Here is a 24,276-nt window from a genome sequence, read left to right as displayed (position 1 = left end):
GGCATGACATGGTCTATCTTGATTATTTTCAGGAACTCCAGAAGAGTCTCAAACAACAGGGTAACGGCCAACCACAATTGATTCTGGATGTGCCTACACTGGAACAGAATATTGACTGGTTACAAAATAAAATTCCAACGCATCTGAAGCCACGGCTGGTGGTGAAGTCACTGGCCAATGCAGTATTGCTAAAACACATTGCCAAAGCCTTGCATACCCAAGCCTTTATGGTGTTTCACCTGCCGCATGCGCTACATATCCTGAATGATTACAGAGAGCCGGATATCCTGATGGGTAAACCGGTACTGTTACAAGGTTTAAAAACTTTTGTGGAAAGTCAGGCTGAGCATTTACCTAAAGTACAGTGGCTGATCGATTCTTCCCATCGCCTCAGGCAGTATCTGACTTATGCCAAAGAACACAATTTGCAGCTACGGGTCAATCTGGAGATTGATATCGGCCTGCATCGTGGTGGACTGGCAGACATGGAGCATTTCATGGATTGCCTGGCGATGATCAAAAGTCATCCTGAGCAGCTCAGCTTGAGTGGCTTGATGGGCTATGATGCGCATGTGGCGAAACTGCCCAAGACGATTTTTTCTCCGGTCCATACTTATCAAAAGTCCCAGCAACGCTATCTCGATTTTATCGACATCATGTGCCAGATCCTGCCGGAACTGGACCCAAACAGTCTGTGTTTGAACGGAGCTGGTAGTGGCACGCTGCATCATCATTTTATCCAAACCGTGTGTAATGATGTGTCCTTTGGTTCCATGTTGCTGAAGCCAACTGATTTTGACTTGGAAGGGCTGGAACACATGCAGCCAGCCATATGGATTGCGGCACCAGTGCTAAAAGTGCTAGATCAGTTGCAGTTGCCGGGACTGGAAAAGCTTAGCCGTTTTCAGCCAAAGCAAAAAGCGGTGTGTATCTATGGCGGTTACTGGCGTGGCAAATGTATTTATCCGCTGGGGGCACGGCCGCATCGACTGTATGGACGCAGCAGCAATCAGGAACTATTGCAGGTACCATTTAGCTGCCAGATTCAGGTGGATGATTATGTATTTTTCCGCCCGGCACAAAGCGAGTCGATTCTGCCGCAGTTTGCCTCTCTGTATGCTTATGAAGGAGGGCAGTACAAGCAATGGGAAAATTTCAGAGAATAATGTTTAAAGAAAAAATGAAATAAAGTGAGTGGAGGAAGCCTAGGAAAATCCTTCTAAAAATACAAAGTATTATCGCAAGAGCCATTCCAAAATGAACAAAACCGACATTCCGGCGGAGAAAAAAGGATTAACGGTTTATTAAACGGCTCGAGACGTGTAAAATTCTAGGCGATTTTTTATTTATCCACCGTTTTTATCTTTTGAGGTTCTCCTCGATCATAATCTCGCGGTGATATGCTCTATTGTACGGGGCATCACTCCTTAAGGATTTCTTATGCCAATTATCACTTTGCCGAATGGCGATCAAAAACAATTTGATCAAGCCGTATCTGTAATGGAAGTTGCTCAAAGCATCGGTTCTGGTCTTGCAAAAAATACTGTTGCGGGTCGTGTGAATGGTCGTTTAGTCGATGCATGCGATTTGATTACTGAAGATGCAACACTACAAATTATCACGCCTAAAGATGACGAAGGTCTGGAAATTATCCGTCACTCTTGCGCGCACTTGGTGGGCCATGCAGTTAAGCAATTGTTCCCAGAAGCGAAAATGGTAATTGGCCCAGTCATTGAAGAAGGTTTCTACTATGACATCTGGATGCCACGTCCATTCACTTTAGACGATCTGGCAGCCATCGAAGAGCGTATGAAGAAGCTCATCGATCAAGATTACGATGTCATCAAGAAAATGACCCCACGTGACGAAGTGATCAAAGTATTCACTGAACGTGGTGAAGACTACAAACTGCGTCTGGTTGAAGACATGCCAGATGAAAAACAGATGGGTCTGTATTTCCACCAGGAATATGTGGATATGTGCCGTGGTCCGCACGTACCAAACACTAAATTCCTGAAATCGTTCAAACTGACTAAAATGTCAGGCGCGTACTGGCGTGGTGATGCGAAAAATGAACAGCTACAACGCATCTACGGTACTGCTTGGGCAGATAAGAAACAGCTGGCTGCCTACATCAAACGTATTGAAGAAGCAGAAAAACGTGACCATCGTAAAATCGGTAAAGCTCTCGACCTGTTCCACATGCAGGAAGAAGCACCGGGTATGGTGTTCTGGCATCCAAATGGCTGGACTATTTACCAAGTACTGGAACAGTACATGCGTAAAGTGCAGCAGGAAAATGGTTACCAGGAAATCCGTACGCCGCAAGTCGTTGACTTCACCCTGTGGGAAAAATCTGGTCACGCTGCCAACTACGCAGAAAACATGTTTACTACTAGTTCAGAAAACCGTAACTATGCGGTGAAACCAATGAACTGTCCTTGTCACGTACAGGTCTTCAACCAAGGTTTGAAATCTTACCGTGACCTGCCAATCCGTCTGGCAGAGTTTGGTTCATGTCACCGTAACGAGCCATCTGGTTCTTTACATGGCATTATGCGTGTGCGTGGCTTCACTCAGGATGATGCACATATTTTCTGTACCAAAGACCAGATCGGCTCGGAAGTTGCAGACTTTATCAAATTGACACTAGACGTATACAAAGACTTTGGCTTCGAAGAAGTACAAATGAAGTTGTCTACACGTCCTGAAAAACGTGTGGGTGATGATAAGCTTTGGGATATGGCAGAAAAAGCATTAGCAGATGCTTTAGATGCTGCTGGACTGGAGTGGGAACTGCAACCAGGTGAAGGTGCATTCTATGGTCCGAAGATTGAATTCTCACTGAAAGACTGCCTAGGCCGTGTATGGCAATGCGGTACTATCCAGTGTGACTTCAATCTGCCAGAACGTCTTGATGCATCTTATGTGACCGAAGATAACGATCGTGATCAGCCAGTAATGTTGCACCGTGCAATTCTTGGCAGTTTCGAACGTTTTATTGGTATACTTATTGAGCACTACGCCGGCTTTATGCCACCTTGGTTATCACCAGTTCAGGCGTGTGTCATGAATATTACAGATTCTCAGGCAGCTGCTTGTGAGTCAGTCGTCGCAAAACTTAAAGAAAGCGGTATCCGTGCGATTTCCGACTTGAGAAATGAGAAAATCGGCTTTAAGATTCGTGAACGTACTTTAGAGCGTATTCCTTATCTACTGGTACTTGGGGACCGTGAAGTAGAAGAAGGTACGGTAAATGTCCGTACGCGCTCAGGGAAAAATTTGGGTACCATGTCAATCGATGCTTTCGTTGACCTGGTAAAAGCAGCCGTTGCCGAACGCGGCCGGTACATTGTGGAGTAACAGCGATTAAACAGCCTGACCGTAATCAACAGGGCGGTAACAAGTCAAACCGTCCTGCGTTGAATGATGAAATTCGTGCTAAAGAAGTCCGTCTTGTAGACGAGAATGGTGAACAAAAAGGTATTGTCAGCCTTGCAGAAGCATTGCGCGCTGCAGAAGCTGCTGATCTTGACCTGGTTGAGATCGTGGCCAATGCTGAGCCACCTGTTTGTAAAATCATGGACTACAACAAGCATTTGTTTGATCTGAAACAAAAGCAGAAAGAAGCGAAGAAAAAACAACATCAAGTACAGGTGAAAGAAATCAAGCTACGCCCTGGTACTGATGTTGGTGATTACAACGTTAAATTGCGTGCTATCCTCAAGTTTCTTGAGGAAGGTAACAAAGTGAAAATCACACTGCGCTTCCGCGGTCGTGAGATGGCTCACCAACAGCTGGGTCTGGCTCAATTGCAAAAAATTGAAGCTGACGTGGCCGAAGTCGGTGTAGTAGAACAAGCACCTAAGATGGAAGGCCGTCAAATGGGTATGCTGCTTGGTCCTAAAAAGAAAAAGTAAGCACTCCCTGACTGTTAAAAAAGCCCTGCAATCGCAGGGCTTTTTTATTTTTAAACTTCTGTATTTAAATCCCAATGCTGCTTTAGGTCATTCACGATTTGAGTAGTGTAATTTTTCGAGAAGTTGCCTAGATTAATGAGAGCAAATCTCTGTCTTAATCTGTTGCGTAAACTTTTCTGAATAAAGATAAATTCCACCGTACCATAACGAAAATTAAAATGCTGTTCTGATTCAGGAGTATCAAAGCGTGTTAGCTTTCGTTTGACATAATAATATGGTGGGTCATATTTCTTATTAAATCGACTATTTGTAATATCTTCACGTTTGATTGACCACAATGGGGGAATGCCAAGCACACTGTAATAAATTTTAGACTCGGTAATATGCAATCGTACATTCCATAAAGCGACTGAAATCAGCAGAAAAATCAACATATATAACAAAGAACGAGGAGCTTCTTTGACAAGGGTGTTTAAAACCTCCAAGAAGGGTATTCCATTATCGAGTCCCATTTTCCAAAGAATCAATATCACTCCTATGGGGGCATATAAGCTTAAAATGGAGGCACACTGAAAAATAAAAATAGGATAAGAATGGTTTTGAGTTTTCATTATTTATTTAATTTTTATAAAGTTCTTAACTCATATTATTTACTTGGAATTTAAAAAGAAAGAGTCCTAGAGGTCTTGGTAGGGAAGAAAACACAGAATTTCTTCTATCACCAATCCATCCTAAAATCTGGCTAAAATAGCGGCATATTTGTGTTGAATTGATTTTGATTAGGATTGAATTTATAAAAATGTCAGACATAAATAGGGAAGGGGCGCATTTTTGAAATTTGGTTTAATTGCTGGATGATGGCTTTATGGCATTTTTAAATAATCCGACAATACCGTATCAACTGGTCATTTTTGATGTAGACGGTACGCTCGTAAATTCTTTTGAGCAGTTTGTGGAGCTGCTAAATTGTTTTGCCAGTAAATATCGCTATGCGCCAATGCATAAGGATCATATTGAGCATCTGCGTGCCTTGCCACCGCGTCAAATCCGTCGTGAACTGAATCTTTCCGTATTCAAAACTTTTCGCTTGATGTATGACTGCAAGCGTGAAATGCGCCGTCGTGGTCTGGTGCCAGAACTATTTGAGGGTATTGCAGATTTATTGATTCAGTTAAAACAGCAGGGTGTGCGTCTGGCGATTGTGACTTCTAATACTGCTGAAAATTGTCGTAAATATCTGGGTAATGAGTTATTTCAACTATTTGACTGGGTAGAGACTAATGCTTCTATTTATGGCAAAGCCCGACAGATCAAAAAAATCCTGCAACAGGCCAAGTTAAGTCCGGAGCAGGTGATCTATATTGGTGACCAAATTATTGATATTCAGTCAGCACATCAGAATGGCATTGCTGTCGCTGCGGTAACCTGGGGTTTTAATAGCGAATCTGCACTGGTCAAACATGAGCCGCATTATTTGATTCGTAGTATTGAGCAACTGGGATCATTACTATTACCGGAACAGATTTCGATTGCCTGAACCAACGAAAGGCCCCGCAGGGCCTTTCCAGAACGTTCTGTTTTTATAGCTTATTCAGCATTGACTGTTTTTTCAGTCACGTCCTTTTCTTCAGCGGCAGCTTCCGGATTTTCTAACAGTAATTTTTTACCAATTGGAATTTGTCGAGGCAACTTTTCTTCCGGAATGATGCGTTGCAGGTCGATCATCAGCAAACCATTGACATAATCAGCCTGCTGCACTTCGATGTGCTCATCTAAACGCAGTGACAGTTTGAAGGAGCGACGGGCAATACCTTTATGTAGATATTCAGTACCTTCAGTCTGAACGGCTTCAGGTTTACCGGCAATAGTCAGCAAGCGGTTTTCCAGCGAGATATTCAGCTCGTCTTGGTTAAAACCTGCAGTTGCAACCACAATGCGGTACTGATTGTCGCCATATTTTTCGATGTTGTAAGGAGGATAATTTGGCGCATCGCTCTGCATGGCGTAATCGATAAAGTCATTCAGACGGTCAAAACCGATACTGCGTCGGAACAATGGATGAAGATTGACGTTACTCATTATTAGAACCTCCTGAGTTCAGCAAAGTTTTAATATTAAGAATCAGATCTGTCATGAACATCATCGACAGAGCAAAAGATGAATGTTCATCCTTATGCAAAAATAAATATGTGTTTGGGGTGGAAATTTTCAAGGACTCTGGTGATAAATTTTGAAAGTTTTAAATCAACCATTTGAAAATTAATCAAAAAATATTTTATATCCGGGCGCTTGTTGTTTTGCGGCAGATCAATTATGTTGTTGAAACACCAAAATATTAAGGTGCATGGAGCATAGGCACGCATGATAGATTTATATTACTGGGGAACCCCCAACGGCCATAAAATTACAATTGCTTTAGAAGAAATGGGCCTGCCCTATAAAATTTTCCCGATCAATATTCTGGAAAATGACCAGTTCCAGCCAGACTTTCTGGCAATCTCACCAAATAACAAAATCCCGGCGATTGTCGATCAGGATGGCCCGGGAAATCAGCCAATTTCGATCTTTGAATCCGGTGCCATTTTGCAATATCTCGGCCGTAAAACAGGCCAGTTTTATCCGACCGATGAAATTAAAAGGGTTCACGTGGAACAATGGTTGATGTGGCAAATGGGTGGACTTGGACCGATGCTGGGTCAAAACCACCATTTCAGCCGCTTTGCGCCAGAAAGTATTCCTTATGCAACTGAGCGTTATGTGAATGAAACCAAACGTTTGTATGGAGTGCTGAACAAGCAATTGATCGGGCAGGACTATGTCGCAGGCGAGTACTCGATTGCTGATATGGCGATTTTCCCGTGGTTGCTGCGCTATGAATGGCAGGGTATTGATCTGGAAGATTATCCTGAAGTGAAAGCCTATATGGAGCAGATGAATGCTCGTCCTGCGGTACAGCGTGCACTCGCCATCACAGTCAATTAAGATCACATGATTGTGCTAAGATATAGCAACGTTATTAAAACCACCGACTCCGGTGGTTTTTTATTGGAATAGAGATGAAAGCATTTTTTCTGAATTTCACCCGTATTGTTGAAAGCAACCCACGTATTTACTGGAGCATTATTTTTGGTATTGCCGCCTGTCTGGTGCTATTCATTGCTGAGATCGTGCATATACAAATGCTGGTGGATCAGCTCAATACCAAGGATCAAAATATTCTGGCTGAGGCAATTTTACCGCTGGCGAGCAAGTATAAATGGTCCCGGATTGTCATTATTGTTGGTGCAATTTTCTGGTCAAATTGGGAATACGTTCAGGCGAAAAAGCGTTTAGCATTAAAACGCTAAATCGTTCAGGTTTCTGAGATGGCACTGCTGATCCTGTTTCTATCCGCCTTTGGCGCAGCAACTCTGATTCCGCTACAGTCAGAAGCCGTGTTGCTGGGTATGCTGGCAACGACAGGTTATTCAGCTTGGTTGCTGATTACCGTGGCGAGTGCCGGAAATATTCTAGGTTCCTGTGTAAACTGGTATTTGGGATTCAAGATTGAGCAGTACAAAGATCGTAAATGGTTTCCGGTGTCTGAACAAAAGATGCATCAAGCGCAGGGGATTTACCGTAAATATGGTTACTGGTTCTTGCTCCTAAGTTGGGTACCGGTGATTGGTGATCCGATTACTCTGATTGCGGGCTTGCTTAAAGAAAATTTCATCCGTTTTTTGCTGATTGTCAGTGTCGCCAAAATTGGCCGCTATCTATTTTTGTATGCAGCCTATAGCATGATTTAAAAAAGAGGCTTAAAGCCTCTTTTCTGTTTAGTTGCACTCATTCAGCTTGAACTGGATTTCATCCTTAAAGCTGGATGGCTTATATAGCCACAAGGTGCTTGTGCTCCGTTTGCTTTGAATCTGACTGTTTTTTAATGCAGTTATGATCTGTTGATCTAGTGCATATAGCCCTGAGCCTTTATTGATTTTGACCTGCTTGATCTGGCCTTTACCATTGGCTTTCAACTTGAATTCGACCTTGCGGTCATGACCGTTCAGCTGTTCTGAATTGAGCTCAAGTTCCGGTTGATTCACGTATTGGAAACGGGTCTTTTGGCCTTGTTGCTGTGCCTGCCAGTTTTTGGAATTAAAGCGGTAATCGCAAGCGACTTGATCTTCATCTTTTAAATCCAGCTGAAATACCTGATAACCAATAATAGGCATCGCAGTTTCGTCTTCGATATGTGGCTTTACTGTGGCATCTTTCACAGCATTCACCAATAACTGGTCTAGAGCTTTTAGACCAGTACTTTCCTGAATCGATGCCTGTTTGATCTGGCCCTGTTCATCCGCATAAACACGTATCACTGCAGAACGATCCTGACCTTTTAAATCCTCATTTTTATAGACGGGTTTGGGGAATTTACGCCATTCAATGCGGGTAGTTAAATGGGCATGTGTATCGCCAGTCCGGGCTGAAATGGTTTGTGGTGGCAGTTGAACGTTTTTAGCCGTTTTACTTTGTGTAGCAGTCAGTGGAAAACCAGCCAGTAGCGATAGACACAGAATTCGTTTCATAAAAATGGTTCTTGAATTATACGAGATAAAGAGATTCAGAAAGCCTGCACAGTATTTCCTGAACTGGAAATACTGGCAAGTCTTTTAAAAAGAAAAAGTTATTGATCTCTGCCTTTATTAATATCAATCGAGAACAAATCACGGGTTTTGGCCCAGCTGATTGCGACTACCGCCATGGTCATGCAACCGCCAAATATAGTGGCCATTACGGTACCCATATATTTCGCCGCAAGGCCAGATTCAAAAGCCCCAAGTTCATTACTGCTGGAGACAAACATGCCGTTTACTGCCGCGACACGACCACGCATATTTTCTGGCGGATAGATCTGCAAAATGGTTTGACGCACGACCACGGAAATACTGTCACAAGCCCCGGTCATCGCCAGGGCAAACAGTGACAACCACATGTTATTTGAGAAGGCAAACAGCAGGGTAAAGGCACCGAAGCCTGCGACGGCCAGGAGCATATTACGCCATGCATTGTCTGTAGGCGGGATTTTAGTCAGAGCAATCATAGTCACCAAAGCACCAATGGAAGGTGCTGCACGCAGATAACCGAGTCCTTCAGGACCGACTTTCAGAATGTCTTCGGCAAAGATCGGCAGCAGGGCAATTACACCGCCAAACAGGACTGATACCAGATCCAGAGAAATTGCCCAGAGGACAATTTTGGTATTCCAGATAAAACGGAAGCCATCACCGAGACTGCGCCACAGATTTTCGGTTTCAATTTTTGGAAAGCTGCGTTTTTGAAGCAGGTTAATCAAAATAAAGCAGATCGAAACCAAAATGGCAACACTAAACAGGCTGGTTTCACGACCGAGAAACGCCAGCATAAAACCACCCAGCATTGGGCCGATAATCACCGCACTCTGCCAGCCAATCGTAGTCCAGGTAGCGCCATTGGCATATAGTTCCCGTGGAATCAGAAAGGGTTTCAGTGAAGTAGCAGAAGGATTATAAAAACCACGAATCGTACCTAAACCGAAAATCACCGCATAAATGCCCCAAGCCAAACTATTTGTGCTGATCTGGCCCAGCCCATGGGTATGGAATAATGACCAGAGAATCAGCGGGGCAGGAATGGCGCAGAACAAACAGATTTTCATGATGGTCTGTTTATTAAAGCGATCGGCAAAATAGCCACCCCAGAGTGACAGGCTGATAAAAGGAATAGCTTCTGCCAGGCCAATCAGACCGAGGGTTAATGGATCCCGGGTAATCTGATAGAGTGAATAGGCGACAATAATTTCTTGAATCAGAATAGCCAGCGTCAGGCAAAACTGGTTTACCGTGACGATAGAAAAGTCCCGGTAGCGCAGCGCGGCAAATGCATCATGTGCAGGAGTCATAAGCGTTTTTAATCTTGAAGGTGTGCAGATTATAAAAGGCTTGACTCAAGTTACTTATTATTTGATCTCGCAATTGTTATCGGAAATTATACTAAGCTGTTGCCTACCATCTTTTAATTCGAATATTGCTTTTGTTTTAAACAAAGATGATTTAGAATAGCCGCTTCCTTACCTGCAGGTCGTTATTGCAATGGTGCAGACGTGCCGAACAGGTGTTTAAAGAGGTTGTTATGGCTAAGTTAAAAACTCGCCGTGGTGCAGCTAAACGTTTTAAAGCGACTGCTAACGGTTTCAAGCGTAAACAAGCGTTCAAACGCCACATTTTGACCAAAAAGTCTTCTAAACGTATCCGTCAATTGCGCGGCTGTGTAATGGTTCACGTAAGTGATGTTGCTTCAGTTCGTCGTATGTGCCCATACATCTAAGGAGATATATAAATGGCTCGTGTAAAACGTGGTGTACAGGCTCATCGCCGTCATAAAAAAATTCTTGCTCGTGCTAAAGGTTACTATGGCGCTCGCTCACGCGTATATCGCGTAGCGTTCCAGGCAGTAATCAAAGCTGGTCAATATGCTTACCGTGACCGTCGTCAGAAAAAACGTCAATTCCGTGCTCTATGGATTGCGCGTATCAACGCTGGTGCTCGTCAAAACGGTTTATCGTACAGCCGCATGATCGATGGCTTGAAAAAAGCTCAAGTGATCATCGACCGTCGCGTACTTGCTGACATCGCTATGCATGATGCAGTTGCATTCGCTGCTCTAGCTGCTAAAGCTAAAGAAGCACTTGCTGCATAAGTCTTCAAGACTTAAAAAAAGACCTCATTTGAGGTCTTTTTTTATGCCTGGATTTGCATTTTTCTTACATAAACACTCTATCTAAAAAAGCAAAAGATGCGCTAAATATTTTCTCAAAAGAAAAAATTAAGAGAGAAGATGATGCGTGTAGAAATTATTGGATTAGAGCGGGGCTCATTTGAAGTTGAGCTTGAGATATTACCGCGCGAAGGTGAGTATTTAAAATTTGTCGATGAAGCAGGTGCAGAAGTTGAAGCAGAAATTGCTGCGATCACGCACTACATTTATACCTCAACACAGGAGCAGCAGATCAAAATTGAATTGCGTCCCAAAAATTAAAATTCTCAGTTAAGGCTGAGTTTACTGAAAATGAGTCCAAGTTAAAAGAGCAATAAACTCAAGTTGATGCAGGCAACAGAAATCTATATCTGAAATGGATTGCCTGAGTTCAACTCAAGATATAATTGGTATTTTTTAATGCTTCTTAAAGTCCAAAATAATAGCCGACCAGACAGATAATCACGGTAATAATAATCAAGGTAATGACATTGCCGGAATTGGATTTGGCTGTATCGTGTGGACGCTGCACTTTAGAAGGTTTGGCAACGCGTTCTTCGGTATTCATGCCGGCAAATGGATCAGCACTAATCACTTTTGGGCTCAGTTTCGCGGTCTTGTAGTGATTGGCGACTTTGACCAGAAACTTGGCTTTCAGATCATCTAGCTTTTGTGAAAAATGACGCAGGTCTAATTGCTGGTCTGGGCTTAAGGCTTCACCATTTTCATCATAAGGATGCTGGATTTTCGCTTCGATCAGTCCTTCGAGTGCATCTAGTCGATACAGCATGTCATGGGCAAAATCTGCTGGATAATCGGTGGGTAGTAATGAAAGTTTACTGCCGACATTATCCAGTCGTTGTGTGGAGGTTAGACCGTAATAAGGTTGGCCCAGCTGGTTTGGTTCTATATAATCTTTGGCAAATTTGCTGTCGAATAATTCATGCTCTAAAAAGGCGTCAATATCATCCCAGTTTGGTTGTTCTAGGTCAGCTTGAACGCGTTTGGCTAATTTATTGTTCAGTTCATAACGCCAGAAGGTTTCCTGACGCTGCGATGAACGCTGGCCTTCAGGTGGTTCATAGTCATTGTCTGCGGTATACCATTCCGGCAGTTCTTTCCCAAAAATCCAGGCATGTTTTTTCTGGTGCTCATGGCTAACGATGAAATATTCGAAAGGCAGCAGCTCGACGTTGGGATTCGGGTTCTTTTCATCCACCAGCAGGGCAGAGCGGTGCAGGCTCAGGCGTTGCACGCCTTGCTTCTTTAAGCCTTCCAGCCAGATCTGAAAATGCTGGGCCAAAAGATGCTGGGAGATCAAATCACGGAAGGTAAATTGATGCTGATTAAAAATGGAATGTTGCAGCCAGCGGTTGAAACTTAGGTCTTGAGACAGGTATTCATTTCCATAAGTCACTAAAGTGAGTTGCTGTTTCCAGATTTGATCGAGAGCCATAGTGATTTGATCTAATTGATATCCTGCTTATTTTATACTTTTTATTTTTCGCTATGCCAATCTAATTTTCATTACAAGCTCTCTTCATCAATGTGCCTAAAAACTGCTAGAATATGGGGTTTTTAAAAATATTTCTAACCTGTTGCTTTGAGAGTTACTATGTCACTGGAAGCCCTGACCACTGAAGCGCTCGCTGCGATTGCAGCAGCTCAAGACCTTGCTGCACTTGATCAAGTACGAGTGCAATTTACGGGGAAAAAAAGCCAGCTCGCGGAACAATCTAAGTCGCTGGGTAAAATGGATCCTGAACAACGTAAAGAGTTCGGTGCAAAAATCCATGCTGTACGTGAAGCGATTACCGCTGCTTTGACACAGCGTCAGGCTGAACTGCAAAAAGCTGCACTAGAACAAAAACTTGCTAGTGAAACAATTGATATTACATTACCTGGTCGCGGCCAGCAGGTGGGCAGCATCCACCCAGTGACCCAAGTACAAGAACGTATCTGTCAGTTCTTTACCAAAGCAGGTTTTACTGTAGCAACTGGTCCAGAAGTTGAAGATGACTATCACAACTTTGAAGCCTTAAACATTCCAGGTCACCACCCTGCACGTGCGATGCACGACACATTCTATTTCGATGCGAACCATCTGCTGCGTACCCACACTTCAGGTGTACAGATCCGTACCATGGAAACCCAGCAGCCGCCAATCCGTATCGTGTGCCCAGGCCGTGTATACCGTTGTGACTCTGACCAGACTCACTCACCAATGTTCCACCAGATTGAAGGCTTATACGTTGCTGAAAATACCAGCTTTGCCGAGCTGAAAGGTCTGCTGGTGAACTTGCTAAATGAATTCTTCGAAAAAGATCTGAAAGTACGTTTCCGTCCGTCTTACTTCCCGTTCACTGAGCCAAGTGCCGAAGTGGACATCATGGATGAACGCGGTAAATGGCTGGAAGTGCTGGGTTGCGGTATGGTGCATCCAAACGTGCTGCGCGCATCTGGCATTGACCCAGACAAATACAAAGGCTTTGCATTTGGCTTAGGTGTAGAACGTTTTGCAATGTTGCGTTATGGCATCAATGACCTGCGTATGTTCTACCAAAACGATGTGCGTTTCTTACGCCAGTTTGCTTAAGAGATTTTATAGCCTCTCCTTAAAGTTGAGTGGCTAAAACATATTAATTTTTAGATTTAGAAATCCCCCTAAATCCCCCTGAGTAGGTTTTAAAGTACTGCTTTTAAAACCTACGCAAGAAAGGGGAACCATTTAGAGAATAGAAAAATGGAGGGGAGATTAAGGAAATGAATGTATGAAAATTAGCGAAAATTGGCTCCGCACATGGGTCAACCCAGCCATCGACAGTGAAAAATTATCTGACCAGTTGACTATGCTGGGCCTTGAAGTGGATGAAATTGCTCCTGCAGCAAAACCATTTACTGGTGTCGTAGTTGGTGAAGTCCTGACCGTAGAACAACACCCAGATGCGGATCGTTTACGTGTAACCACTGTGAATATCGGTTCAGGTGAGCCATTACAAATTGTATGTGGTGCACCAAACGTACGTGCCGGTATGAAAGCACCAGTCGCAACCATCGGTGCAGTTCTGCCAGGTGATTTTAAAATTAAGAAAGGCAAACTGCGTGGTGTTGAATCACAAGGTATGCTGTGTGGCGCTTCAGAAATCGATCTTGAAGATAAAATCGATGGTTTGCTAGAGCTTCCTGCTGATGCACCAGTGGGCGTCAATGTTCGTGAATATCTAGACCTTGATGACAATGTGATTGACATCAGCATTACGCCAAACCGTGGTGACTGTTTCAGTATCCGCGGGATCGCACGTGAAATTGGTGTGATTAACCAGTTGCCAGTCACTGCGCCTGAAATCAAGGAAGTTGCTGCAACCATCGCTGACGAGAAAAAAGTCGTTGCTGAAACTGATGGCTGTCCACGTTACTTAGGTCGTGTGATCAAAAACGTCAATACTAAAGCACCAACACCAGAATGGATGGAACGTGCATTAGTACGTGCGGGTATCCGTCAGCACAGCATTCTGGTCGACATTACCAACTATGTATTGATGGAACTGGGCCAGCCACTACATGCGTTTGATGGCGGAAAGGTTCAAGGTTCAGTGCATGTACGTCAGGCGAAAGCGGGTGAAAAACTGGTTCTGCTGAATGAGCAAGAAGTTGAACTGCAAGACGACGTGATGGTCATTGCGGATGATGAAAAAGCATTAGCCATCGCGGGTATCATGGGGGGCCTGTCTTCATCTGTCACTGATGAAACTACGGAAATCTTCCTGGAATCAGCATTCTTTGATCCAATCGCGATTGCAGGTCGTGCGCGCCGTTTCGGTCTGCATACTGATGCATCACAACGTTATGAACGTGGTGTGGATTTTGAATTGCCACTCACTGCAATGCACCGTGCATCACAACTGATTCAGGAACTTGCTGGTGGTGAATTTGGTCCAATCATCGTGGCTGAAAAACCTGAGCTTCTACCAAAACGTGAAGCGATTGAGCTGAACCAGTCTCAAGTAGATCAACTGTTGGGTTATAAAGTTGAATCAGATTTCATTACTGATGCTTTAACCCGTTTAGGCTGTAATGTGACTGTGAAAGCTGAAGGTGAGTGGTCTGTGGTTCCACCATCACACCGTTATGACATGGCGATCTACCAGGACCTGATTGAAGAAGTCGCACGTATTCACGGCTATGACAATATTCAGATCAGCCTGCCAATGATCAATGTCAAACTGGCAAAATATGAAGACCAGTTTGAACTGGCTGAGCTGCGTCAAACTGCAGTGACTCTAGGTTATCAGGAAGCGATCAGCTTCAGCTTCGCTGACCTGAAACTGGAAAAACAACTGAACCCATCTGTAAATCCATTGGCATTGGCAAATCCAATCTCAAGTGATCTTGCGGTAATGCGTTCAACTTTACTGTCTAGCCTGATTCCATGCGTACAGTACAACGTCAACCGTCAGCAAAACCGTGTGCGTTTCTTCGAACTGGGTCTGCGTTTTGATTACCAGGATGCTACATCCATTCATGACCTGAAACAGATTCCGACTTTTGCTTTAATCGCGACTGGCTCACGTACACCTGAAAGCTGGCATGGCAAAGCTGTCCCAATGGACTTCTTTGACTTTAAAGGTGATATTGAAGAAATTCTGGCTACTGCACGTCTGAAAGCTGAATATGTACGTTCTGAACGTAGCTGGTTGCACCCTGGCCAATCTGCTGAAATTCTGGTAGATGGCAAATCAATTGGTTATTTCGGCCGTCTGCATCCATCGCTAGAGGATGAGCTTGATTTGGGCACCACTTGGGTTGCTGAACTTGATCAAAAAGCCGTTTTGCAAACTTATGTATCTAATTTTACAGAATTATCACGTTTTCCGTCGGTTCGACGTGATATTGCGCTTTTAATTAGTGATAAGATTAATGTTAGCGAAATTCAGAGACTTATCGAAAAAACAGGTGGCGAGCTACTGGAGTCGACCTGGTTATTCGATGTGTACACTGGACAAGGGGTAGAGGAAGGCAAACGTTCACTGGCATTTGCGCTTCTCTGGCAGCATCCAACCCGTACACTGGAAGATGCTGAAATCAAATCAGGCATGGATAATATCCTGCAAGTATTAGAAAATACTTACCAAGCGACATTGAGGGCTTCATGACAGCACTAACTAAAGCAGAGATGGCTGATCATTTAAGTGAGCTCACGAGTTTAAACCGTCGTGAAGCAAAACAAATGGTCGAGTTGTTCTTCGACGAGATTAGCCAAGCGCTAATCTCTGGGGAGCAAGTAAAATTATCGGGGTTTGGTAACTTTGAGTTGCGTGACAAGCGTCAACGTCCAGGCCGTAATCCGAAAACCGGCGAAGAAATTCCAATTTCTGCGCGCCGTGTAGTGACCTTCCGTGCGGGACAGAAGTTCCGTCAACGCGTAGGGAATGAGCAGGTCGACTGACCTGTTTTTTCTTTTACGATCTGCTTGTAAAAATTCAGATTTTTACAGGCATAAAAAAGAGAGCCAATGGCTCTCTTTTTTGTACTAACTGAATAATCGTTAGATTATTGAGCAGCAGCTTCAGAAGTAGCAGCAGCGTCAGAAGCAGCAGCAGTAGCATCATCAGCAGCAGCAGAAGCAGCGTCAGCAGCAGCAGCGTCAGAAGCAGCTTCTACAGCAGCAGCGTCAGCAGCAGCATCAGCTTCAGAAGCAGCTTCTACAGCTTCAGATGCAGCAGCGTTAGCGTCAGCAGCAGCATCTTCAGTTTTTTTAGCACAACCAACGAAAGCTAAAGTAGTAGCAACTGCAGCAGCAATAGCGATTTTTTTGAATAACATGGCATCACTCTCTAAAAATTTGAGATTAAAAAAAACCGACGTTAGCCTGTTATGTGCTTTAATTATTCCTAATTGTGTTAGGTACTAACCACGCAGGAGCAGTCTAACTGGTCTGCAAATATGCTATCACTGCGCATTTTGAATTGCTACTATCTTGGTCTGAAAAAGTACTAAAAATGGATGAAATTCCGGGTTTTTTTAACAGAAAATAACAATCAAACGAAGCACTTATATTGGAGAAAAGCGATTTAAGCCCCTAATACATATACAATTTTTTTTACTATTGATTTATTAATCATAAACTTGCAAATAAGTTTACAAAGCAGGATGCGGATTGTTTTTTTATGTAACTGATGTCAACCCAATAAAAAAGGCCATCCTTTTGGATGACCTTTCAATTAACTATGTCATTGAATCAATAACTTAGTTAGATGCCTTACGCTTCATTTGATCGAAGAATTCGTCGTTGGTCTTGGTTTCTTTCATACGATCTAGCAGGAATTCCATGGCTGCAAGCTCATCTTGAGTATGTAGTAATTTACGTAAAATCCAAACCTTACGTAATTTATCTTCATCCATCAGACGTTCTTCACGACGGGTACCTGATTTCTTGATGTTCATCGCAGGGAAGACGCGTTTTTCTGCAATGCGACGATCCAGGGTAATTTCCTGGTTACCGGTACCTTTAAATTCTTCGTAGATCACTTCATCCATCTTACTACCGGTTTCAATCAGGGCAGTGGAAATAATGGTCAGAGAGCCACCTTCTTCGATGTTACGTGCTGCACCGAAGAAACGTTTAGGACGTTCCAGCGCGTGTGCATCAACACCACCAGTCAGTACTTTACCTGATGAAGGAATCACGGTGTTGTACGCACGTGCCAGACGGGTAATCGAATCCAGCAAAATTACCACGTCTTTCTTGTGCTCAACCAGGCGTTTCGCTTTTTCAATTACCATTTCAGCCACTTGCACGTGACGGGCAGGAGATTCATCGAAGGTAGAAGCAATCACTTCACCACGAACGGTACGTTCCATTTCGGTCACTTCTTCCGGACGTTCGTCAATCAGCAGCACGATTAGGAATACTTCCGGGTTGTTACGGACAATCGACTGTGCGATGTTCTGTAACAGCATGGTTTTACCAGCTTTTGGTGGTGCCACAATAATTGAACGCTGGCCTTTACCGATTGGTGCAACCAAGTCAACTACACGTGCAGTTAAATCTTCAGTGGTACCGTTACCCAGTTCCATCACAAGCTGTTCAGTCGGGAACAGTGGAGTCAGGTTTTCAAACAGAATTTTGTTGCGGGAATTTTCTGGCGTGTCGTAGTTAATTTGATTCACTTTTAAAAGTGCAAAATAACGTTCACCTTCTTTTGGTGGGCGAATGGTCCCCGCAATGGTGTCGCCTGTACGTAGGTTAAAACGACGGATCTGGGAAGGGCTGACATAGATGTCATCCGGACCTGCCAGATAAGAGCCTGCCGCAGAGCGTAAGAAGCCAAAACCATCTGACAGAATTTCCAGAACGCCATCACCAAAAATCTCTTCGCCATTCATCGCATGGCGCTTTAAGATGGCAAAAATGATGTCTTGCTTGCGGTTACGAGCCATGCCTTCAAGGCCCATAAACTCGGCAATCTTGATGAGTTCGCCAATCGGTTTTTTCTTGAGTTCGGTTAAATTCATAGGTGGTCAGATAGAATCAATGTTCTGAGGTACAGGTTAGAAAGGGAGTAACATTCGGCCGCATATAAGCATTCAAACGAAAGCAAATGAATGTGTACAAGAACAATTCAGAGGTTTGTTTGATTGTTTCAAAGAGAAATATGAAAAACAATTTCTATTGCCGAGCGGCATCTTATGTATTGTGTCTTGTAAGAAATTGACAGGATTTAGCATCCCTGATCTCTTGAATCAGCAATATAAGAGAGAATACGGGTTTTGTCAATTTACGGACGAAAAAAATACGCGATATTTCGTCGCGTATTTTTTAAAGAAAAACTGAGCTGCTTAGATATTTTGTTCGATGAACGCAGCCAGTTTAGATTTAGGTGCAGCACCCACTTGAGTTGCAACCACTTCACCGTTTTTGAACAATAACAGTGCAGGGATGTTACGGATGTTGAAATTCACTGCAGTCGCTTCGCAAGAAGTCACATCCACTTTTACGATTTTGACTTTACCTTGGTATTCGTCTGCAAGTACTTCAAGCACTGGTGCAATAGCTTTACATGGCGCACACCAGCCAGCCCAGAAGTCTACCAATACAGGAACGTCTGATTGAAGAACGTCTGCTTCGAAGTTTGCGTCAGTTGTGTTTACGATGTTGCCAGACATGAAGTGCTCCAGAAAATTAATTTTTTAAAGATGACTATAATTCTTAGTATTACATAGCCTTCTTTAACAATGTAGGGGAATATGCAAATTTTCAACGGATTATTATATTTTGTCTAATGGATGATCGCGATAGTGATAATCGTGTAACACTATGGTCACAGATTGTTTAAAAATCAAAAGTCAATAAATTGTGCCGATAAATGGCTTTTAAATTGCATGGTTGTGAATTACTCTAGGCACAATTCGTTAAAGGTTTATTTCTGTAATGTCTGATTTTTTGATTGATGAAGAATTACTCGCCGCCATCGATATGGGATCAAACAGCTTTCACTTGGCAATAGCCCGTGTGGATCATGGCGAAGTCAAAAAAGTAGCATCAATGTCAGAAAAAGTTCAGCTCGCAGCCGGTCTGGATGAAAACAAGAACTTAACTGAAGCTGCGCAGCAACGTGGCCTGGCCTGTTTGGCCCGTTTTGTCGGCCGTTTAGGTTCAGTGCAGCCGAACCGTTTGCGTATTGTCGCAACCAATGCCTTGCGCCAAGCTAAAAATGGCCATGAATTTATTCAAAAAGCCGCAGAAATATTACCGAAACCGATTGAAATTATTGCTGGTCGTGAAGAGGCCCGTCTGATTTATCTTGGTGTATCGCATACCATGGCTAACAGTGGCCGCCGTCTGGTCATCGACATCGGTGGCGGGTCAACCGAACTGATCATTGGTGAAGAGTTTGAACCGATCCATACGGAATCGGTACAGATGGGCTGTGTTACCTTTACCAAAAAATTTTTTGCCGATGGTGAAATCAGCCATAAAGCCTTTGATAAGGCGGTCACTGCTGCACGTAAAGAAATTTCCGGAATTGCCAGTACCTATAAAGCAGCCGGTTGGGATGCTGTTGTCGGTTCGAGTGGTACCATCAAAGCCTGTCGCCAGATCTGTGTGAATATGGGCTGGAGCAACGAGTGCGAAGAACTGACCCGTGAAGGTCTGGAAAAACTCAAAGATAAACTGCTTAAAAATAAAAATGTCGCAGAGATGAACTTTGAAGGTCTGAAAGAAGACCGTCGAGCTGTTTTGCCCGCTGGAATTGCGATTCTGTATGCGGTATTTGATGTTCTGAATGTCGATCATCTAGTGTATTCAGATGGTGCGCTACGTGAAGGTGTAATGTACGACCTGTTAGGCCGTTTCAAGCATGAAGATATCCGTGACCGTTCTGTGCATGCCCTGATGGGACGTTATAACGCCGATGTCAAACAGGCTGAGCGTGTGGTGAAAACGGCACAAAAACTGTTTGATGATGTCGCTGAAGATTTAAATCTCAATAGTGATGATGGCGATTTGCTGCGTCGAGCAGCTTATCTGCATGAGATAGGTCTGGCGATCAGTCACAGTGGTTATCACCGTCATGGTGCTTACCTGTTACAGCATTCTGATATTGCCGGTTTCTCGCAAGTTGATCAGAACCAGTTGTCACATTTGGTCGCACATCATCGCCGCAAATTGCGCAGTGATGCCAAGGTTGATGTGAATAAAGTCGGTGGTTCAAGACTTTTATACTTGTGTTTGCTGCTTCGTCTGGCGGTTTTGGTCAATCATAGTCGCAGCGATGAGATGCTTCCTGCCATTGAACTGAAGGTCAAGAATGCGCAACAATGGCAACTCAGTGTCGCGGGTGATGCCAAACAATGGCCATTACTTGTCGCTGAACTGCATGATGAACAGCTGCAGTTTAAACATTGGGATATTGATCTCTCAATTCAGTCTGAACAATTTGTTGATTAATACCTTTATAGGGATGAAAACGGTTAACCTATGAAAAATAAAGCGACTCCATCAAAAGCATGGAAGACCGTGCAGATTGCACGTCATCCTGAACGTCCACAATTTCTGGACTATGTGGGTGAAATATTCACTGAATTTGATGCTTTACATGGTGACCGTCTCTATGGTGACGATGGTGCAATGATTGGTGGCCTGGCACGTTTTGAAGGTCAGCCAGTGATGGTGATTGGTCAGCACCGTGGCCGTAGTACCCGTGAAAAATTACAGCATAACTTCGGTATGTCGAACCCAGAAGGCTACCGTAAGGCACAACGTTTATTAAGAATGGCAGAGCGTTTTAACCTGCCGGTATTTACCTTTATTGATACCATGGGTGCTTACCCAGGCGTAGGTGCGGAAGAACGTGGTCAGGCGGAAGCAATTGCCTCTTCACTGGCGCAACTATCGAATCTGAAAGTGCCTGTTGTAGCGACTGTACTAGGTGAAGGCGGTTCTGGCGGTGCACTGGGGATCGGTGTGGCAGACCGTGTAGTGATGCTGTCTCATAGTATCTACTCGGTGATTTCACCAGAAGGCTGTGCTTCAATCCTTTGGAAAACGGCAGAAAAAGCAGAACAGGCGAGTGAGGCTTTAGCGCTGACTGCAGAAAAACTGCAGCAAATGGGTATTGTGGAATATGTGGTCGATGAAGGTGAAGGCGCCCATTTAAACCCTGAACAGGTGATGCAAGACCTGAAAGGTGTATTAAAAGAAGCCTTAAGTGAATTGCAACCGATGGAAGCAGAGGCACGATGCGAAGCACGTTACCAGCGTTTAATGAAGTTTGGCAGCGACAATTTAGGTCTGGTTTCTTAAAACAGCTGCAGGAATTTCCTGCAGAGACGAAATTTCTCATCGGATGCAGTGGCGGCGTGGATTCCATGCTGTTACTGCATCTGATGTTTTTTTTATGCCCGGAAAAAATCCGCGCGATTTATGTCGATCACCAGCTGCAAAGCATCAGTGGGGAATGGGGAAATTTTGTTCATCAGCAATGTCAGAAGCTAAATATTTCCTGCATTGTTCAGCCAGTCGAAGTGGCGCAAGGAAATTTGGAACAGCAGGCGCGTGAAGCTCGTTATCAGGCTTATCTAAAATATTTACAGCCCAATGAAATATTAGTATTGGCACATCATCACCAGGATCAGGCTGAAACCTTGATGCTGCGTCTGCTTTCGGGTGCAGGAGTTGATGGTTTATCCGCGATGAAGCGGGTTGATGTTCGGGCAGATTTGACCATCTGGCGGCCACTGCTGGACATTTCGCGTGAGCAGATTTGCCAATGGGCAGCGGATTTAAAGATTCAGAATATCGAAGATCCGACCAACCAGGACAGCTATTATGACAGGGCTTGGGCGCGGCAAATTCTCTGGCCTTTGCTGAGCGAACGTTTTCCAAAAATGCAGGCAGCATTAGCTCGCACCGCTGATTTAATGCAGGATGCGCAGGAAATTTTGCAAGATGTACTTCAGCAGGATACCCAAGCTTGTATCCAAGATAATATTTTAGATCTCGCTAAATTTGCTGCGTTATCGGCAGCTCGTCAGCGCCAATTGTTATCAAATTGGATGAAAGGTGAAGGGCAATACCGGCCTTCACTGGATATGGTGCAACGCCTGCAACGTGAGGTAATTGAGGCTCGTCAGGATGCTCAGGCTGCATTACATTGGCAAGGTTTTTATTATGTACGCTACCAACAGCAGATGCATAAGCTGGGGAAAGAAGTCTATCTGGCAGATCAGCATTCATTTCCAGTCGAACAACAAATCATCTGCACACTTAGCGATCTTCTTGAACTTCCATCCGGAAAATTTCAGATTCAGGAGACAGAATTCGGATTATCAGCAGATTTATTGAATCAGCACTTGAAACTGACACCGCGCCAAGGTGGCGAAAAGATCCATTTACATGACCGTGTCGGCTCTTGGCCACTGAAAAAAGCCATTCAGGAAGCGCAAATATTTCCCTGGATGCGGCATACAATTCAAATATTAAGCATAGATGATGTTATGCTAGGCGTGTTTACACCTAAAGGATTTTGGTTGGCAGAATCTGCCTATTGCGTGGCAGGGGGGTGGCAGCCAATTTCAGTCTCTTCAATCTCAGAACACAAAGACGAGCATTAAAATGAGCGCAGCTTTAAATTGTAATATTACTTTCATTGGTGGCGGTAACATGGCCCAAGCCCTGATTGGCGGCCTGGTTGCACGTGGTTTGGCACCGAGCCGTATTACAGTTTCTGATCCGGTAGAACAGGTTCGTACATTGCTTGCTGAAAAAGAAGTGAATGTGACTGATGACAATATTGCTGCGATCAAGGATGCTGATATTGTACTGTTTGCAGTAAAACCACAGGTTTTGGCTGGGGTGCTGAAACCGCTGAATGGTTTACTGGATGGCAAGCTGGTGATTTCGATCGTGGCGGGTGCTGAGATTGCGACACTATCTGCATTGTTAGGTACAGACCGTATCGTTCGTGTGATGCCAAATACACCGGCACTGGTGCAGACTGGTGCACATGGTCTGTTCGCCAAAGCAGAAGTGGGTGCGGAAGATCGTGAGCTGGCAAGTCAGGTTTTGGCTTCAACTGGTCTGACAATTTGGGTAAACTCAGAAGCACAAATTGATGCCGTAACTGCTGTGTCTGGTTCAGGTCCTGCTTATTTCTTCTATATGATGGAAAGTATGATCCGTGCAGGCATGAACTTGGGTCTAGATGAGAAAGTGGCAACAGCTTTGACGCTACAAACCGCTTTGGGGGCAGCACAAATGGCGATTACCAGTCCAAATTCTCCGGCACAATTACGTAAAAATGTGACTTCACCAAATGGTACGACTCAGGCCGCAATTGAAGTGTTTGACCGTGCCCAGATTTCTCAGAATATTCAGGCAGCACTGGCTGCTGCAGCAAAACGCAGCCAGGAGCTTGCGCAAGAGCTTAGCGACAGCAGTAAGTAAATCTTTAAAATTTAATATTTAGGAACCTTCAGGTATGGGTGCAAATTCTGCGCTAATTTTTGGCATTATTATTAACGTCGCAATTTTGCTCGTATTTTTCCGCTTTTTAATGCAGCTGGCTACTGTCAGTCCTTACAACCCGGTAGTACTTTCAACTGTCAAAGCCACCCGGATTGTAGACATTTTTAGCCGTATCTTGCCAACGCTGGCAAAGGGGCGTGTCAATACTGCGGCGCTGGCATTACTGGTAGTGCTGTATCTGCTGAAAATCTTTGGCGTGATGTACCTGTCTGGGGGCATGCCGAATGGTCCGATTCATCTGGTGGTTCTGACTTTTGTCACCATGATTCAGGATTTAATTCGTTTCTGCCGTTATCTGATTTTTGCCACCATTATCTTGAGCTGGGTGGTAATGTTTACCCAATCCCGTTCGCCATATATTGAAGTGATTCAGGAACTGGCTGAACCGTTACTAGCTCCGTTCCGCCGGATTATGCCGAATATGGGCATGATTGATCTGTCACCAATCTTGGCGATTCTGGCCCTGATGGTGGTGGACATCATCATGCGTGAAGTGGCAATGGTATTGCTGACTGGTTTCTAAAATTGAATTCATTAAAAAAGGACGCGGAAGCG

General features: G+C 44.1%; 26 protein-coding genes. 18 read left to right on the top strand and 8 right to left on the bottom strand.

The annotated features are described in order from the left end of the window. The first annotated feature begins 8 nt into the window (after window positions 1–8). From ABEF84_RS12665 to infC, 3 genes are all read left to right on the top strand, one after another. Window positions 9–1,166, top strand: a complete 1,158-nt coding sequence (locus ABEF84_RS12665; RefSeq protein ID WP_347453109.1) for an alanine racemase — start codon at window positions 9–11, stop codon at window positions 1,164–1,166. A gap of 274 nt (window positions 1,167–1,440) precedes the next feature. Then, window positions 1,441–3,363 carry a threonine--tRNA ligase gene (gene thrS / locus ABEF84_RS12660; protein WP_347453108.1) on the top strand — a complete coding sequence of 641 codons (1,923 nt, stop codon included), beginning with the start codon at window positions 1,441–1,443 and terminating at the stop codon, window positions 3,361–3,363. A gap of 5 nt (window positions 3,364–3,368) precedes the next feature. After that, window positions 3,369–3,920, top strand: a complete 552-nt coding sequence (gene infC, locus ABEF84_RS12655; protein ID WP_081403448.1) for a translation initiation factor IF-3 — start codon at window positions 3,369–3,371, stop codon at window positions 3,918–3,920. Window positions 3,921–3,970: 50 nt separating this feature from the next. On the opposite strand, the gene ABEF84_RS12650 is transcribed toward infC, so the two are convergent. Then, a complete protein-coding gene (locus tag ABEF84_RS12650; RefSeq protein ID WP_347455969.1) occupies window positions 3,971–4,531 on the bottom strand; it encodes a hypothetical protein in 561 nt (186 codons plus the stop codon). A gap of 254 nt (window positions 4,532–4,785) precedes the next feature. On the opposite strand from ABEF84_RS12650, the gene ABEF84_RS12645 reads away from it, so the two are divergent. Continuing rightward, entirely contained in the window at window positions 4,786–5,457 is a 672-nt protein-coding gene (locus ABEF84_RS12645) for an HAD hydrolase-like protein (RefSeq protein WP_347455968.1), read from the top strand. 50 nt (window positions 5,458–5,507) lie between these two features. Here the strand turns inward: ABEF84_RS12645 and ABEF84_RS12640 are convergent, their stop codons facing one another. Then, the gene (locus ABEF84_RS12640; RefSeq protein WP_347454740.1) at window positions 5,508–5,999 is read right to left on the bottom strand and encodes an Hsp20 family protein; all 492 of its coding nucleotides are present in this window, start codon (window positions 5,997–5,999) and stop codon (window positions 5,508–5,510) included. Between the two features lie 282 nt (window positions 6,000–6,281). Between ABEF84_RS12640 and ABEF84_RS12635 the strand changes: the two genes are divergently transcribed. The 3 genes from ABEF84_RS12635 (at window position 6,282) to ABEF84_RS12625 (ending at window position 7,708) form a co-directional block, all read left to right on the top strand. Then, complete coding sequence (locus tag ABEF84_RS12635) at window positions 6,282–6,902, top strand: glutathione S-transferase N-terminal domain-containing protein (protein WP_347454741.1); 621 nt, start codon at window positions 6,282–6,284, stop codon at window positions 6,900–6,902. A gap of 74 nt (window positions 6,903–6,976) precedes the next feature. After that, window positions 6,977–7,267 (top strand): hypothetical protein, encoded by a 291-nt coding sequence (locus ABEF84_RS12630; RefSeq protein ID WP_347453103.1) that lies wholly within the window; start codon window positions 6,977–6,979, stop codon window positions 7,265–7,267. Window positions 7,268–7,285: 18 nt separating this feature from the next. Then, window positions 7,286–7,708 (top strand): YqaA family protein, encoded by a 423-nt coding sequence (locus ABEF84_RS12625; RefSeq protein WP_347453102.1) that lies wholly within the window; start codon window positions 7,286–7,288, stop codon window positions 7,706–7,708. Window positions 7,709–7,735: 27 nt separating this feature from the next. On the opposite strand, the gene ABEF84_RS12620 is transcribed toward ABEF84_RS12625, so the two are convergent. Beyond that, window positions 7,736–8,485, bottom strand: coding sequence for an energy transducer TonB (locus tag ABEF84_RS12620; protein WP_347453101.1), 750 nt, complete (start codon window positions 8,483–8,485; stop codon window positions 7,736–7,738). 98 nt (window positions 8,486–8,583) lie between these two features. Then, window positions 8,584–9,837 (bottom strand): MFS transporter, encoded by a 1,254-nt coding sequence (locus ABEF84_RS12615; protein WP_347454743.1) that lies wholly within the window; start codon window positions 9,835–9,837, stop codon window positions 8,584–8,586. 230 nt (window positions 9,838–10,067) lie between these two features. On the opposite strand from ABEF84_RS12615, the gene rpmI reads away from it, so the two are divergent. The 3 genes from rpmI (at window position 10,068) to ABEF84_RS12600 (ending at window position 10,973) form a co-directional block, all read left to right on the top strand. Continuing rightward, entirely contained in the window at window positions 10,068–10,262 is a 195-nt protein-coding gene (gene rpmI, locus ABEF84_RS12610) for a 50S ribosomal protein L35 (protein ID WP_034585468.1), read from the top strand. A gap of 12 nt (window positions 10,263–10,274) precedes the next feature. Beyond that, entirely contained in the window at window positions 10,275–10,634 is a 360-nt protein-coding gene (gene rplT / locus ABEF84_RS12605; protein WP_034585471.1) for a 50S ribosomal protein L20, read from the top strand. Between the two features lie 138 nt (window positions 10,635–10,772). Continuing rightward, entirely contained in the window at window positions 10,773–10,973 is a 201-nt protein-coding gene (locus ABEF84_RS12600; protein WP_347453099.1) for a hypothetical protein, read from the top strand. A 145-nt stretch (window positions 10,974–11,118) separates the two neighbouring features. Here the strand turns inward: ABEF84_RS12600 and ABEF84_RS12595 are convergent, their stop codons facing one another. After that, the gene (locus ABEF84_RS12595) at window positions 11,119–12,147 is read right to left on the bottom strand and encodes a hypothetical protein (RefSeq protein ID WP_347453098.1); all 1,029 of its coding nucleotides are present in this window, start codon (window positions 12,145–12,147) and stop codon (window positions 11,119–11,121) included. Window positions 12,148–12,306: 159 nt separating this feature from the next. Here ABEF84_RS12595 and pheS point away from each other — a divergent pair, with 159 nt between their 5' ends. From pheS to ABEF84_RS12580, 3 genes are all read left to right on the top strand, one after another. Next, entirely contained in the window at window positions 12,307–13,287 is a 981-nt protein-coding gene (gene pheS / locus ABEF84_RS12590) for a phenylalanine--tRNA ligase subunit alpha (protein WP_347453097.1), read from the top strand. A gap of 175 nt (window positions 13,288–13,462) precedes the next feature. Next, window positions 13,463–15,844 carry a phenylalanine--tRNA ligase subunit beta gene (pheT, locus tag ABEF84_RS12585; RefSeq protein WP_347455967.1) on the top strand — a complete coding sequence of 794 codons (2,382 nt, stop codon included), beginning with the start codon at window positions 13,463–13,465 and terminating at the stop codon, window positions 15,842–15,844. After that, window positions 15,841–16,137, top strand: a complete 297-nt coding sequence (locus tag ABEF84_RS12580; RefSeq protein ID WP_034585486.1) for an integration host factor subunit alpha — start codon at window positions 15,841–15,843, stop codon at window positions 16,135–16,137. The genes pheT and ABEF84_RS12580 overlap by 4 nt, the downstream gene beginning before the upstream one ends. Before the next feature lie 104 nt (window positions 16,138–16,241). On the opposite strand, the gene ABEF84_RS12575 is transcribed toward ABEF84_RS12580, so the two are convergent. From ABEF84_RS12575 to trxA, 3 genes are all read right to left on the bottom strand, one after another. Further along, window positions 16,242–16,514, bottom strand: a complete 273-nt coding sequence (locus ABEF84_RS12575; RefSeq protein WP_034585487.1) for a hypothetical protein — start codon at window positions 16,512–16,514, stop codon at window positions 16,242–16,244. 423 nt (window positions 16,515–16,937) lie between these two features. After that, entirely contained in the window at window positions 16,938–18,206 is a 1,269-nt protein-coding gene (rho, locus tag ABEF84_RS12570; protein WP_034585490.1) for a transcription termination factor Rho, read from the bottom strand. A 324-nt stretch (window positions 18,207–18,530) separates the two neighbouring features. After that, complete coding sequence (trxA, locus tag ABEF84_RS12565) at window positions 18,531–18,857, bottom strand: thioredoxin (protein ID WP_347453094.1); 327 nt, start codon at window positions 18,855–18,857, stop codon at window positions 18,531–18,533. A 265-nt stretch (window positions 18,858–19,122) separates the two neighbouring features. Between trxA and ppx the strand changes: the two genes are divergently transcribed. From ppx to ABEF84_RS12540, 5 genes are read left to right on the top strand one after another with little or no spacing between them, the layout of a single operon-like run. Further along, window positions 19,123–20,643, top strand: coding sequence for an exopolyphosphatase (ppx, locus tag ABEF84_RS12560; protein WP_347454744.1), 1,521 nt, complete (start codon window positions 19,123–19,125; stop codon window positions 20,641–20,643). A 30-nt stretch (window positions 20,644–20,673) separates the two neighbouring features. After that, window positions 20,674–21,498 (top strand): acetyl-CoA carboxylase carboxyltransferase subunit alpha, encoded by an 825-nt coding sequence (locus ABEF84_RS12555; protein WP_034585499.1) that lies wholly within the window; start codon window positions 20,674–20,676, stop codon window positions 21,496–21,498. Further along, entirely contained in the window at window positions 21,435–22,808 is a 1,374-nt protein-coding gene (tilS, locus tag ABEF84_RS12550) for a tRNA lysidine(34) synthetase TilS (protein WP_347453092.1), read from the top strand. The genes ABEF84_RS12555 and tilS overlap by 64 nt, the downstream gene beginning before the upstream one ends. A gap of 1 nt (window position 22,809) precedes the next feature. Then, on the top strand, window positions 22,810–23,640 hold the full coding sequence (gene proC, locus ABEF84_RS12545) for a pyrroline-5-carboxylate reductase (protein ID WP_404798876.1): 831 nt from the start codon (window positions 22,810–22,812) through the stop codon (window positions 23,638–23,640). Window positions 23,641–23,674: 34 nt separating this feature from the next. Beyond that, complete coding sequence (locus ABEF84_RS12540) at window positions 23,675–24,244, top strand: YggT family protein (RefSeq protein ID WP_347455309.1); 570 nt, start codon at window positions 23,675–23,677, stop codon at window positions 24,242–24,244. The last annotated feature ends 32 nt before the right edge of the window (window positions 24,245–24,276 follow it).

The sequence above is a fragment of the Acinetobacter sp. ANC 7912 genome (genome assembly GCF_039862785.1).
Classification (GTDB): domain Bacteria; phylum Pseudomonadota; class Gammaproteobacteria; order Pseudomonadales; family Moraxellaceae; genus Acinetobacter; species Acinetobacter thermotolerans.
The sequence above is the reverse complement of the archived record's forward strand: the minus strand, read 5'-3'. Positions and strand labels throughout refer to the sequence as shown.